The 13,744-nt window shown below is 62.2% G+C and carries 11 protein-coding genes; 7 read left to right on the top strand and 4 right to left on the bottom strand.

All coding sequences use genetic code 11. The annotated features are described in order from the left end of the window. Nucleotides 1-499: 499 nt before the first annotated feature. Nucleotides 500-3,256 (top strand): glucosidase, encoded by a 2,757-nt coding sequence (locus JO015_11715; protein ID MBV9999764.1) that lies wholly within the window; start codon nt 500-502, stop codon nt 3,254-3,256. A gap of 600 nt (nt 3,257-3,856) precedes the next feature. Then, a complete protein-coding gene (locus tag JO015_11710) occupies nt 3,857-4,081 on the top strand; it encodes a hypothetical protein (protein MBV9999763.1) in 225 nt (74 codons plus the stop codon). An 83-nt stretch (nt 4,082-4,164) separates the two neighbouring features. On the opposite strand, the gene JO015_11705 is transcribed toward JO015_11710, so the two are convergent. The 4 genes from JO015_11705 to JO015_11690 all read right to left on the bottom strand — a co-directional run bounded on the left by JO015_11705 (nt 4,165) and on the right by JO015_11690 (nt 7,572). Further along, entirely contained in the window at nt 4,165-4,899 is a 735-nt protein-coding gene (locus tag JO015_11705) for an SDR family oxidoreductase (GenBank protein MBV9999762.1), read from the bottom strand. A 155-nt stretch (nt 4,900-5,054) separates the two neighbouring features. Further along, the gene (locus tag JO015_11700) at nt 5,055-5,819 is read right to left on the bottom strand and encodes an SDR family oxidoreductase (protein ID MBV9999761.1); all 765 of its coding nucleotides are present in this window, start codon (nt 5,817-5,819) and stop codon (nt 5,055-5,057) included. Nucleotides 5,820-6,055: 236 nt separating this feature from the next. Continuing rightward, entirely contained in the window at nt 6,056-6,679 is a 624-nt protein-coding gene (locus JO015_11695) for a peptidylprolyl isomerase (protein MBV9999760.1), read from the bottom strand. After that, nucleotides 6,676-7,572, bottom strand: a complete 897-nt coding sequence (locus JO015_11690; GenBank protein ID MBV9999759.1) for a folate-binding protein YgfZ — start codon at nt 7,570-7,572, stop codon at nt 6,676-6,678. The genes JO015_11695 and JO015_11690 overlap by 4 nt, the downstream gene beginning before the upstream one ends. Nucleotides 7,573-8,035: 463 nt before the next feature. On the opposite strand from JO015_11690, the gene JO015_11685 reads away from it, so the two are divergent. From JO015_11685 to JO015_11665, 5 genes are read left to right on the top strand one after another with little or no spacing between them, the layout of a single operon-like run. Continuing rightward, on the top strand, nt 8,036-8,707 hold the full coding sequence (locus JO015_11685; protein ID MBV9999758.1) for a (2Fe-2S)-binding protein: 672 nt from the start codon (nt 8,036-8,038) through the stop codon (nt 8,705-8,707). A gap of 1 nt (nt 8,708) precedes the next feature. Beyond that, the gene (locus tag JO015_11680; GenBank protein MBV9999757.1) at nt 8,709-9,683 is read left to right on the top strand and encodes a xanthine dehydrogenase family protein subunit M; all 975 of its coding nucleotides are present in this window, start codon (nt 8,709-8,711) and stop codon (nt 9,681-9,683) included. Next, nucleotides 9,683-11,941, top strand: a complete 2,259-nt coding sequence (locus tag JO015_11675) for a xanthine dehydrogenase family protein molybdopterin-binding subunit (protein MBV9999756.1) — start codon at nt 9,683-9,685, stop codon at nt 11,939-11,941. Before JO015_11680 ends, JO015_11675 begins: the two co-directional genes overlap by 1 nt. A 41-nt stretch (nt 11,942-11,982) precedes the next feature. Further along, entirely contained in the window at nt 11,983-12,930 is a 948-nt protein-coding gene (locus JO015_11670) for an XdhC family protein (protein MBV9999755.1), read from the top strand. Further along, nucleotides 12,917-13,504 carry a nucleotidyltransferase family protein gene (locus tag JO015_11665; protein ID MBV9999754.1) on the top strand — a complete coding sequence of 196 codons (588 nt, stop codon included), beginning with the start codon at nt 12,917-12,919 and terminating at the stop codon, nt 13,502-13,504. Before JO015_11670 ends, JO015_11665 begins: the two co-directional genes overlap by 14 nt. The last annotated feature ends 240 nt before the right edge of the window (nt 13,505-13,744 follow it).

The following is a 13,744-nucleotide window of genomic DNA, read 5'->3' as shown; positions in this document are numbered from 1 at the left end:
CCCGGGCCGGTACTGGCGAGGCACAAGAAGGCGCCGAAAAGCTGGTAGAAGGGTTGGCGGAAATGCTCCCGCATACGGGCACAATCGTGCCCGGACGGGCTGAGATCAAGGTCCGGGCGGACGGGTAACGGGTAACGGGTAACGGGTGTCGGGTGTCGGGTGGCACACGGGGTGCTGGTGCTGACGCCGCGACCGAGGGGGAGCAATTATGCGTAAAGCCGGACTTGACTCCCCGCACTCAGCCCTCATGATGCCGCTCCGAACCCCGCCCGACACCCGACACCCGGCACGGCGGGAAGATTAAATCATCCGCAGAACACGCAGAAGGACGCAGAAAAGGAAAGCATCCACAGATTACACGGATTGACACAGATTAAGAGGAGCGGGCGGCAGCTCTAAGGTTGACACTCGCACCCACCCCCTACGATGCCACTCCGAGCTCCGAGCTCCGAGCTCCGAACTCCGAACTCCGAACTCCGAACTCCACCCGACACTCGCCATGACTCAGGAAGAACAAAAACTGGATGACGCCCGCCAGGGAAAGGCTTCGTGGCGGCTCTGGGGGCCCTACTTAAGCGAGCGACAGTGGGGCACGGTTCGCGAGGATTACAGCCCGGACGGCGACGCGTGGAGATATCTTTCGTACGAACAGGGCCGTTCGCGTGCCTACCGCTGGGGTGAAGACGGGTTGGCCGGCATTTGCGACGAACGCGCCAGGCTTTGCTTTGCGCTCGCCTTATGGAACGGCAACGATCCTTTCCTCAAGGAACGGCCCTTCGGGCTTACCAACAGCGAAGGAAACCATGGCGAGGACGTGAAGGAGTATTACTTCTATCTGGATAATACTCCCACTCACAGCTACATGAAGGTGCTCTACAAGTATCCGCACGGGGCGTTTCCCTACGATGACCTGCGGCGGGAAAACGGGCGCCGGAAAGCGGACCCTCACTCTTTCGAGTACGAGTTGCTCGACACCGGAATCTTCGACGGGAACGAATACACGGATGTCCAGGTGGAGTATGCGAAGAATAACCCGACGGACATCCTGATTCGAATTACGCTAACTAACCGTGGTCCTAACCGAAAGGAAATCCACGCACTGCCGACCTTGTGGTTTCGCAACACGTGGTCGTGGGAGAAGGGCTCGCCGAAACCAAACCTGGCGAAGAAAGATTCACCTGATCCCAAGGTGTGGCTGGTTCAGGCGACCTATGAGACCCGGGAGACGATGGCCTGGTACTGCGAGCCGCCGAAGGAACTGCTCTTCGTGGAAAACGAGACGAACCTCCAGCTTCTCTACCAGGTGCCCAACAGCACTCCCTTTCCCAAAGACGGCATCAACGACTACATCGTTTCGGGAGCGCAGACGGTTAACCCGGCGCAGCAGGGCACGAAGGCAGCTGCGCACTATCAAATTACCCTCGATCCCGGACAGACCCGGGTCCTGAGGCTGCGGTTGAGTAGCGATTTAACGCTGAACCCGGCGTTGGGCGATGATTTCGACGAGGTCTTCACCCGCGAAATCGGGAATGCGGACGAGTTCTATGACCGGATCACCGCGCCGGGGATGTCGAGCGAGCTCAAATCAATCCAGAGGCAGGCTTTTGCAGGGCTCTTATGGAGCAAAGAGTTTTACTATTACGCCGTCAACCAATGGCTGGAAGGCGACCCGGCCTTTCCGCCTCCGCCGGCGAGCCGCAAGCAGGGCCGGAATTCCCGCTGGACGCACCTTTATGGCGAAGATGTTCTCTCGATGCCGGACGCGTGGGAGTACCCCTGGTTTGCGAGCTGGGATCTCTGTTTCCATACGATCGTATGGGCGATGATTGATCCGGACTACGCCAAGGAGCAGCTCCACTTGCTGGTTCGAGAATGGTATATGCACCCCGAGGGCCAGGTGCCGGCGTACGAATGGTCCTTTTCGGATACCAATCCGCCGGTGCATATCTGGGCGGCTTGGCGGGTTTACAAAATCGAGAAGAAGATGTACGGGCGCGCGGACCTGGATTTCCTGGCGAGGATTTTTCACAACTGCCTGCTCTATTTCACCTGGTGGGTCAACCGTAAGGATGCCGACGGCAACAACCTGTTTCAAGGTGGCTTCCTGGGACTGGACAACATCGGCCTGTTTGACCGCAACAGCGTTCCGGCGGGCTCGACCATCTATCAGGTGGATGCATCCAGCTGGATGGGCCAATTCAGTCTGATCATGATCAAGGTCGCCCTGGAGCTGGCTGGGTCGGATCACAGGTACGACCATTTGGCCGCCAAGTTTTTGCAGCATTTCGTTTACATCGCCGATTCTCTCAACCACGCGCGATCATTGCCGGATGAATACGCCGACCTCTGGGACGATACGGACGGCTTCTACTACGACGTGATTCGTTCATCGGCCGGGTCATTTCAGGAGGTGAGGGCACGAACTCTCGAGGGCCTCATGCCGATCTTTGCCGTCGAGACCGTGTCCGCGGCTGCCCTGCAAGGACAGGAAGGGCAGGAGTTCCAAGAGCGGCTAAAATGGTTTCTCGGCCAGTACCCGGAACTGATGAACCGGGTGTCGCCGATTAAACCGGTGCCTGAGACCGCAGCGACAGGGGCCGCGGCCGTCGCCGGCGATCCGGAAGGGCCGGCAGCCGCTACCCTGGAGGCTTCGCCCGAGGGGTTTCTGCTCTTCTCCCTGGTAAACCAGGATAAGCTCCGGCGGCTTTTGCAGTACATGCTCGACGAGAACGAATTCTTGAGCCCGCACGGCATCCGGTCCGTGTCGCAATACCATCGGGATCAGCCCGCCGAGGTCCGGATCAACGGAAGCACCTACACTTTAAGTTACGCACCGGCCGAATCGGTCATTCCGCTGTTCGGCGGAAATTCGAACTGGCGCGGCCCCGTCTGGTTCCCGATCAACTTCCTTCTGATCGAATCGCTCCAAAAGTACCACCGTTATTACGGCGACGATTTTAAGGTCGAATGTCCGACTCGTTCCGGGAAGTTCATGACGCTTTGGGAGGTATCCCAGGAACTCGGCCGCAGGTTGATCTCCTTGTTCACGCGGCGGCCGGACGGTACGCGCCCCGTCTACGGAGGTACTCAAAAATTCCAGCAGGATCCCGAGTGGCGGGATCTGATCCTTTTCTTCGAATACTTCCACGGCGACAACGGCGCCGGTCTGGGGGCATCTCACCAGACCGGTTGGACGGCCCTGGTCGCCAAGCTGATCCAGCAGACCACAGAGTACGCCGGCCAGGAGTCGCCCTGAGTAACGGGTGTCGAGTTCGGGGTTCGGAGTTCGGAGTTCGGTCACACGGCGGGCGCGGCGGGGTTGGGCGGGCACGACGTAAGAGTTCACACGGTCACACGGCGGGCACAGTGAGGAGGGCGGGCACAACGGAAGAGTTCACACGGCGAACACGGCGGGCCACGGCGACCACGGCGGGAAGAAGGGGGGAAGAGTTCGGAGTTCGGAGTTCGGAGTTCGGAGTTCGGAGTTCGGAGTTCGGAGTTCGGAGTTCGGAGTGGCATTGTAGAGGGTGGGTGCGAGTGTCAACCTTGGAGTTGCCGCCGGGGCCCCTTAATCTGTGTCAATCTGTGTAATCTGTGGATGTTTTCTCTTTTCTGCGTTCTTCTGCGTGTTCTGCGGATGATTTAATCTTCTCGCCGTGTTCGCCGTGTGAACTCTTCCGTTGTGCCCGCCCCATCGCTGTGGCCGCCGTGTGACCGTGTGAACTCCTACGTTGCGCCCCACGGCCGGCCGGCGTAAATCGGGGATCACTCCGCGCTGGCCTCCGGTCCGCGCTACGCTATATGTTCCCGGAAAGACGACGGGATTATCCGTCGAATTCCCGCATCCCTGGACCTTATGCTCGAGCAGATCAGACAATTACTTTCGGGTGCCGACTGGCGCGCGTTCACCATTCACCTCTCCGGCGGACGTTACATTCATGTGCCGACGCGGCAGCATGCCTGGGTGAGCCCGCATGGGCATCTCATCATTGAGACCAGCGCGCATTCCATCGAGGTATTCAGACCGGAGGACATTACCCGCGTCGATACGGACGCGCGTGCGGTCCATGAAGTCTGCTGAGGTTCTCGAGACGCGCTGCGAGGGAAGGCCGGGCGGCGGGGCATGACCGTCCTTCCCTGGAAGCGCGAGCGCGCAGCCTGCCGTCAGGCGAGCGGTTCCGCCATGGTCCGCATCTGAATTTCGATGATCCTCGAGTGCGGCGCCTGAGTACACGCCAGCAGAACCGCGCCCGCCACGTCTTCCGGATCGAGCATATTCGACTTGCTGACGCCCTCCTCGGTGCGACCCAGGCCGAGGGCAAATTCCGTCTTAACCCCGCCGGGACAGATCACGCCGACCTTGATTCCCTGGGTGCGAAGTTCTTTGTCGAGCGCCTGGGCGAAGCCGACCTGGGCAAACTTCGTGGCGCAGTAGACCGCTTCGCCCGCAAACCCGTAAATGCCGGCCATCGATGAGATCATCAGGATGGTGCCCTCTTTCTGCTTGAGCATCACCGGGACGGTGTGCCGGGTGAACAGAAACGTTGAGCGAACGTTGGTGTCCATCAGGTCATCGTACTCTTTGGCGCTCGTATCGATCAGGTTCTTGTAATTGCCCGCGCCGGTGTTGTTGACGAGGATGTCAACCCTCCCGAAAGCCTGGGTGGCAGCTTCGACCGTTTTTATCGCCGTGCTCTCCTCCCGCGCGTCGCCGATGACGCTGATGGCCTGGGTGCCGGCTTTCTCTGCTTCCCGTTTAAGTTCATCGAGCCGTTCCTGACGTCGCGCCGTGAGGACAAGCCGTGCTCCCTCCTGCGCCAGGAGCCGCGCGCAGGCCTGCCCGATGCCCGCGCTTGCCCCGGTGATCAATGCGACTTTTCCAGTAAGTTTTGCCGTCATGTGTTTGCTTTCTTGTTGGTTTGAGGAAGAAGCCTGCTGCAAATCCGTTTGTGCCGTCGCCGGGGGGGAGGCGAGGGCCTCATTCGGGAAAGAACCAGGGCCCGCTGCGTCCTTTTTTCCCGTTTTCAGGGCGACGGTTCAGCCCTATAGCCCTATTATTGGGCGGTCCAACCGCCGTCGACCATCAGGACCGTGCCCGTCACCAATGAACCAGCGGGTGAGGCGAGATAAATCACCGCCGCAGCAACGTCCGCGATCGTACCCACGCGTCCGATCGGCAGACGGTTAATCACCCCCTGACGATAAGCCGGGTTGTCGAGCCGTTCGGCGGTTCCGGGTGTATAGATAAAGGTAGGAGCCACGGCATTCACCGTCACGCCCGCGGCGGACCATTCCAGCGCGAGTACCCGGGTCAACTGGTTTACACCCCCTTTTGAGGCGCAATAAACCGCATGGTCACGGATGCCGACGACGCTTGCCTGCGAACTCAGGTTGATGATGCGGCCGAATCCCTGCCGGAGCATGATCCGTCCCGCTGCCTGACAGCAAAAAAAGAGGCCTTTGAGATTAACCGCCATCATTTCATCCCAGTCGGACTCGGTGACGTCGACGGCCGGATGGTTGGCCCCGAGTCCGGCGTTGTTGACCAGGACGTCCAAGCCACCCAGTGACTCGTGGACCGAGCGGATGCACCCGTGCACCTGGTCGATTTTCCGGACGTCGAGCGAAAACGCCTGCGCTTTGCCGCCCTCCGCGCGGATTTCGTCCGTCAAGTTTTCAAGGTCGGAGGCCGAGCGAGCCGCCACCGCCACCGTCGCGCCGGCATGAGCCAGCGCCTTGGCCAGGCCGAAGCCGATGCCGTGACTGGCTCCGGTAACCAGGGCGACCCGGTTTGTCAGGCTGAAATCAGGGTAGTCCATTTTACGTCCGGTCAGATTTCAGAAAAAAACCGGCGCCGTTAAAAACAGGGGCTCTCATAAAGGGTGGGAAACGCGGGCGCGGTATTCCGCCCATGCCCACCCTTACTCACGCACGGGAGAGCCTCACCGGACGGGTCAAAAATCTTCTCACACCGCGAGCACCGAACTTAATTTCCGGCACCGATTCGCGGGTGCGTCCGGCATTTGGCGGGGCGCTGCCGTCGCCATCATCGCCGTCAACGACGGGTTTGCGACCGGACGGGAGGGCCACCCAAGCGGCTCCGATCGATCAGGTAGGTGCGCGTAACCACGACGGGGTCAACCGGATTCGCATTGCTGTCAGCCGGCAGACGGCTGATCTCATCCAGGGCGTCCAGCCCGGCAACTACCTCACCGAAAACGGTGTCTTTGCCGTCTTGGGCGGGAATTGGTTGCAGGCAGACGTAGAACTGGCTCCCGTTTGACAAGCGCCTCGGGTTAACGGCGTCTCCGAGCCGGCCCATGGCGACCGATCCGCGCAGGTGCCGCCGGTTGATTTCCGGCGGCAGGGTGTACCCGGGACCGCCGGTACCTACGCGTGACCGGTCCTTGCCTTTGCTCAAGGGATCGCCGCCTTGCACCAGGTAATTCGGGATGACGCGATGAATGGTCGTCTTTACGTAGAAGTTACCGGCGACCAGTCGCTTGAAGTTATAGACGGTGTAGGACGCCTGTTTATCGAAGAAGGCAAAGGCGAAGCTGCGCGTCTGGCGATCTCGTTTCCGGCCCCATTGCACGTCGAACACGGCCACCTCATCGGCCATCGCGGCAATTAACGACGAAAAACAAAGAAAAATGACGAAGGCGAAAGCACGCATCATGGGTTTGCTCGAGTCACGCCAAGGCTGCAGACTTCGACGGTGCCGATCAAGCCGGAAGTCGCCGGATCAACTACCCCGAGCCGGTTTCCGGGCTCGGCGAGGGTGCGCCGGGCAAAACCGAGGGCATAAACCTGGCCGCCTACCGGAAGCGGCGCCACGCTGGTCACACTGCCCGCCGCCGGTGCCGGTTGGCCGGCCGCCGTCAGGGCCAGACCCGGCCGCAGCGCCGGACCCTCAAGCGGCCGCAGCTTCACCAACCGGCGGTTCACGTGCCCAACGCTCTTGATACGGCTAACGACTTCCTGTCCGAGGTAACAACCCTTGGTATAGCTGATGGCAAGCTCATCGAGCCCCAACTCCTGAGGCAACACGTTTTCATCAAGTTCGTGTCCCCATTTCGGCATCGCGGCTTCCACCCGCAGGGTCTCGGCTTCCGCGGCTCCTAAAGGTTCGGCGGGTTCGACGCCGGCCGGCACCGCGGGTTCGGCGGCAAAAAAGAGGTCCGTTCCGGCCCGGCGGAAGCGGCTGCTCTCGTTTCGGATGACGCCGGACGGAGTCTCGGCCGGCGCCAGCGGCTCGAGAAAGTGCCACAGGTAGAATTGTTCCGTAACGTCTTCGATCGCGACGTCGTCGGCGACAACGTAGCGCTCGAGCCTTGCCAGCAGCGAGTCGCGCAATTCGGCGGGCGCGTCGATCAGGAAGGCGTCATTGACCGCTCGAAGGTAGAGATCCCCGGCCAGCTTGCCTTTCGCCGTGAGAGCGAAAGCGTACATGGCCTGGCCGAGAACCAGGGCATTAAGGTCATTGGTCAACTGCCCGTTGAGATAGCGAAGCCGGTCCGATCCCGTCATCCAGAACTTGGCACGCCCGGAAAGGTCAACGTAGTTCATCATCCAATGCCACAAATGGACAGTGTCGGGTGTCCGGTGTCCAGTGCCGGGTGTCGGTCACACGGCGGCCGCAGCGAACTGGCGGGCACAACGACTGAGGTTCACACGGCGAACACGGCGAGCCACGGCGACCACGGCGGGAAGACAGGGTTACTTGGCACCCGACCCTGAATTCGGCACCTGGCAAGGAGTACGCCGTCTTTGCCCCGGAGCGGCGGCATTCATCAGCCTGGAATTTTAGGGCCGATTGCTCTCGCCGCCGCTCCGGGGCAAAGACGGCGTAGATTCCCGGCATGCCCAACCGGCAGCCCTCATTTTTGGCATTCTTCTTCTCGCCGTGTTCGCCGTGGCTCGCCGTGTTCGCCGTGTGAACCTCAGTCGTTGTGCCCGCCAGTTCGCTGCGGCCGCCGTGTGACCGACGCCCGACCTTCCGGTTGCATCTCCCCACGGCGTGCGAATATATGTCATGCCACATGATGTGTCCTCCGGGTCCGATCGGCCCGGTACTGAGGCGACGCCCGGTCCCTCCCGGCGCCAATTTATCACTCAGCTCGCTGCGCTCTCGGCGACCCTGGGCGTAACGCTGCCGCTGGCGCGCCAGGCCCAAGCGGATCCGCCGACCCCGGTTCAACCGCAGCCGCAGACCAAGGAAGTCCCCGACCAGTTGGTTGATCTGCGCCTGCGGGTGAACGGTTCGCCGGTTCACTGGCTGGTCGACCCGCGCGTCACCCTGCTGGATACCTTGCGCGATCGTCTGCACCTTACCGGAACCAAGAAAGGTTGCGACCATGGCGCCTGCGGGGCGTGCACGGTGCACGTGAACGGCCAGCGGGTCCTCTCCTGCCTGACGTTGGCGGCAATGGTCAACGGCAAGGATGTAACGACGATCGAAGGGTTGGCGCACGGCGACGAGTTGCACCCGGTGCAGGCAGCCTTCATCGCGTGCGACGGTTTCCAGTGCGGGTACTGTACCCCGGGCCAGATCATGTCGGCCGCCGCCTGCATCAAGGAAGGGCACACCGGTTCAGACGACGAGATCCGGGAGTTCATGTCGGGCAATCTCTGCCGATGCGGTGCGTACCCGAACATCGTCGACGCGATCAAGGTGGCTGCCCGGCAAGTAAAGGAGGGTGCATAATATGCGGCCGTTTCGGTTCACGGCGGTGACTTCGTTTGAGCAGTTGGGGCAACGAAGCCCGCAGAGCAGTTATCTCGCAGGCGGCACCACCCTGGTGGATTTGATGAAACTGGAGGTGATGACGCCTGACGAACTCATTGCCATTGACCAGTTACCCCTGCGCGGCGTCGGGGAGGACGCGGATGGTTTGAGGATCGGCGCCCTGGAAACCATGAGCGCCGTCGCCGCGCATCCGGCGGTCGTGAGCGGGTACGAGGCTATCTCGCAGGCCTTGTTGCAAAGCGCCTCGCCCCAGCTCCGGAATATGGCGACGATCGGGGGCAATCTGTTGCAGCGAACCCGGTGCAGCTATTTCCGCGACACTAATTCGGCGTGCAACAAGCGGGTGCCCGGCAGCGGGTGCCCGGCGATCAACGGCGAAAACCGTATGCTCGCGATTCTGGGCACGAGTTCGAGTTGCATCGCGACCAATCCGAGCGACCTGGCGGTTGCGTTGGTCGCCCTGGATGCCCAGGTGCACCTCCGCGGCCAGGGTAGGACGCGCACCGTGGCGCTGCGCGACTTTTATCTGGAACCGGGGGACCGGCCTGACCGGGAAAATGTGCTGGAGCCCGGTGAGCTTATTACCGAGGTGACCGTACCCCGGCCCCCTGTTGGTGCCAAAACCGGTTACGTCAAGGTTCGGGACCGCGCGTCCTATGAATTTGCGCTCACGTCCGCGGCCGTGGTGTTGAGCATGGATGGAGACCGGGTACGCAAGGCGGAAGTTGCCGTCGGCGGTGTCGGCACGCGGCCGTGGCTCCTGCCAAACGTCGGGGCGGCCCTTAACGGACGGACGCTGGATCGCCCGAGCCTTGAGGCGGCCGCCGCGCTCGCCGCCAACGGGGCAAAACGTTATTCGGACAACGGCTTTAAAGTGGAACTCATGCAGCGGACGGTGATTCGCGCCTTCAGCCAGTTAGGAGGTTTGGTATAATGAACTACCAGGTACTCGGGAAACCTCAGGATCGGGTTGATGGCCGTCAGAAGGTGACGGGAACGGCGCTTTACACCGGCGATCGTCACCCTGAAAACCTGGCGTTTGGCTATCTGGTGACCAGCAGTGTGGCGAAAGGTTCCATCCGCGCCATGGACACGGCCCAGGCTGAGCGAGCGCCGGGCGTCGCGGCCGTCTTCACACCGTTCCGGCCCGTGAAGCTTTACGCGCCGCTGGATCGCTCGGAAGGGGCCATCGCCGGTGATGACTACCCGCCGCTGCAGGATCGGAACGTCAGGTATTATGGCCAGATTATCGGGTTGGTGGTCGCCGACAGCTTCGAACAGGCGCGTGATGCCGCCGCGTTGATCCGGACGCAGTACGACCAGGCCAAGCCGGTTCTGGCGTGGGAAGAAGCCTTGCCGCACGCCTTTGCGCCCAAATCAGTCGACGAAGAGGGTGCCACGGCCACGGTGCTCGCACCCGGCGTGACGAACATCGACGAGGTCATCCGGCAAGCGCCCGTCTCGGTTGAGGTTACCTATCGGGAACCGATAAACCATCATAACCCCATGGAGCCGCACGCCACGACGGCGATCTGGGAGGGGGACAGCCTGGAAGTCTATGAGGCAACCCAAGGCATCATCTCCCACCAGCAGAACGTGGCCGCGGTGCTCGGGATCGACGAAAACCGGGTGCGGGTGATTTGCCCATTCGTGGGCGGTGGCTTCGGCTGTAAAGGCTCGATGTGGATGCACTCGCCGCTCACGGCGGCGGCGGCCCGCGAGTTAAAACGTCCGGTAAAAACGGTGTTAACCCGCGCGCAAATGTTCACCCTGGTGGGGCACCGCCCCGCCCTCGTTCAACAGGTCGCACTGGCCGCCGCGCCGGACGGCGCGCTGCAGGCGATCAAGCACGACGTGCAGTCCACGATCTCCAACTCGAAGGTGTTTATCGAGGCGGCTGCGCACCGCACTTCGCGGTTCCTTTACAAGTCTCCTAACATTCAGGTCAGCCAGAAGCTGGTGCCGCTTGACGTCGGGCCTCCTACGTTCATGCGCGCGCCCGGCGTGGCGCCCGGCATGTTTGCGCTGGAATGCGCGATGGACGAACTGGCGGTAAAGCTGGACCTGGATCCGGTTGAGCTGCGGATGCGAAATTATGCGGAGGTTTACCCGGGTAAAAACGTCCCGTGGTCATCGAAGAACCTGGCGGAGTGTTACCGGATCGGGGCGGATAAATTCGGCTGGAACCAGCGTGGTTCCCAGCCGGGGACGCGTCAGGAAGGCGAATGGCTGAGGGGGATGGGAATGGCTTCGGCCTTGTATGGAGCCCACCGGTCAGGAGCCTCGGCCAAAGTGAGGTTGCTGGCCGACGGCACGGCGGAAGTCTCGTCCGCCACCCAGGACCTCGGGACGGGAACGTGGACCGTGCTTGCCATGGTGGGAGCCGAATACCTCGGCCTGCCGGTTGACCGGGTCAGGCCGGCGCTGGGCGACTCCATCTTTCCGCCGGCCCCGGTTTCGGGAGGGTCCCAGACGGTTGCCAGCGTAGGCACCGCGGTCCGCAAGGCGGCGGAGTCAGCCGTCCAGAAGGTGATCCGGTTGGCGGTTTCGAACGCGAGGTCACCCCTGCACGGCGTGCCGCCCGAAAAGGTAAGTTACGATGCCGGCTACCTGTCGGCGGACAATCGCCGCGTGTCGTTTGCCGACGTGTTGAACGCGGTGGATCGCGGTGCGGTCGAAGCCGTTGAGAGGGCCGACGGGCTTTCAAACGAGGATAAGTACGTTTACCACTCGTTCGGCGCGCAGTTTTGTGAAGTGAAGGTAAACCGTTACACGGCGGAAGTCAGGGTCCAACGGGTGACGACCGTCATGGACATCGGTACGGTGATAAACGCCAAAACCGCGCGAAGCCAGGTGATCGGGGGCGTGGTGTTCGGGATCGGGCTTGCTTTGCTCGAACAATCGTTGCTGGAACCGGCCAGCGGGCGTTTTTCCAACGCCAACATCTCGGAATACCTCGTGGCGACAAATGCCGACGTACCGTACATCGACGTGACTTTCGTCGATAAACCGGACCTGATCTTCAGCCCCGTCGGCGCGCGCGGCGTGGGTGAGATCGGCATCGCCGGCCTCCCGGCGGCGATCGCGAACGCCGTTTATAATGCGACCGGAAAGAGGGTGCGTGAATTCCCGATCACACCCGAAAAATTGTTGTTGGGAGAACGTGGCGCCCCGCAGATCAGTTCGATCTGATCTCGCCGGGTGCCTCAACCCTGGAAAAAGCCTGCGCCCCGATGAGTTGGACTGAACTGGATTCGATCCTGGCTTTGTACGAGGCCGGGCCGGGTCCTTTTTGCCTGGCAACCCTGGTTCGGATCAGCGGATCCAGCTATCGCCAGGCGGGAGCGCGCATCCTGGTGAACGATTCCGGCGGGACGGCCGGTTCGCTCAGCCCGGGCTGCATCGAAGGGGAGGTGGCGAACCGCGGAATCGCGGTACTGCAGACCGGGCAAAGCGAACGGCTGAAATTTGACCTGCGGTCACTTTTCGGCTGCGACGGGCAAATCGAGGTGGTGCTGGAACGCGTGGTTAAGCCCAGCTCGCTCGTCGAGCGTCTGCAGGAGTGCCGTCGTGAGCGCAAACCGCTGCTGACGGTCATGCGAGGGCTGGACGGGCCCGACGCCGGGCTGCGTACCGAGATCAGTTCGGCGCCCGTCAGCATGGAAGCCAGCGGCTTTGCCCAGGTGTTGTTGCCGCCGGTCCGGTTGGTGCTGGTGGGGGACAGACCCGATTTGCAACCCTTGGTTCGGCTGGCCGGTTTTCTTCACTGGGAAGTCGTCGTAATGACCGACCCGGCGTCGCTGCCGGCCGGTGATCCGCAAGCCGGCTGCGTGGTGATGTCGCACCGGCTGGGTGCGGACCTGGTGGCATTGAAGACGGCGTTGGAACGTTCGCGGGCATCGAGCCGCGGGTACGGTTACCTGGCCCTGGTCGGCGGAAAACAGCGCCGTGAACGGTTGTTTCATGAACTGCTGGATGACGGGGTTGACCCGGAGGAACTGCGCCACGTTCATTGTCCGGCCGGACTGGACATCGGCGCGGAAGCGCCGGAGGAGATCGCCCTGGCGATCGTGGCTGAGGCGCAATCAGTCCTGGCTGGGCGTGGAGCCGGCTTCCTGAAACACCGTCCATCGGCCATACATCCGGCGGAAGAGCCAAAGTCGAGCCGTGGCTGGCGTTGAAGCCATTTTACTGGCGGCCGGCCAATCGGCCCGATTCGGTGGGCCGAAACTGCTCGCGCAACTGGATCGGGAACCGCTGTTGCGCCGGCAGGTCGACGAGCTTCTTTCGGCTCCGGTCGAACGCCTGCTGGTCGTCATCGGTGCATTTGCCCGGGAATACCGCGCCTGTCTACCCATCAATACGCGGGTGGAAATCATCGAGCACGCCGGGTGGGCTGCCGGCCTCGGAAGCTCCATCGCGGCCGGCTTCCGGCAACTCGCCCCGGGTACCAACGGCGCCTTGATCGTGCTCGCGGATCAACCGGCGCTCCGCGCCGGCTTGATTACCGAGATGATCGGCAGGTTTGACGGCGAACCCGATGCCGTGGTGGCGTGCCGGTACGCGGGTGTGCTCGGCCCGCCTACCCTCTTCGGCCGGGCATGGTTCCCGGCCCTGGGGGGTTTGCGCGGAGAAGAAGGTGCGCGCCGGATCCTGAAGGAAGCGGGCCCGCAGGTGAGAATCATTGACTGGCCGGAAGGCGCCTTCGACCTGGATACCCCCGAGGACTGGGAGCGATGGGCGTCCTCCGGCTGACTCACACGGCGGGCACGGCGGAACACGGCGAGCTGGCGGGCACAACGACGGAGTTCACACGGCGAACACGGCGGGCCACGGCGACCACGGCGAGAAGAGGGAGAAGGGGAAAGGGTTCGGGGTTCGGAGTTCGGAGTTCGGAGTTCGGAGTTCGGAGTTCGGAGTTCGGAGTTCGGAGTTCGGAGTTCGGAGTTCGGAGTTCGGAGTTCGGAGTTCGGAGTTCGGAGTTCGGAGTTCGGA

The organism is Verrucomicrobiota bacterium, assembly GCA_019247695.1.
Classification (GTDB): Bacteria; Verrucomicrobiota; Verrucomicrobiia; order Chthoniobacterales; family JAFAMB01; genus JAFBAP01.
This window is presented reverse-complemented; position numbering and strand designations above follow the sequence as displayed.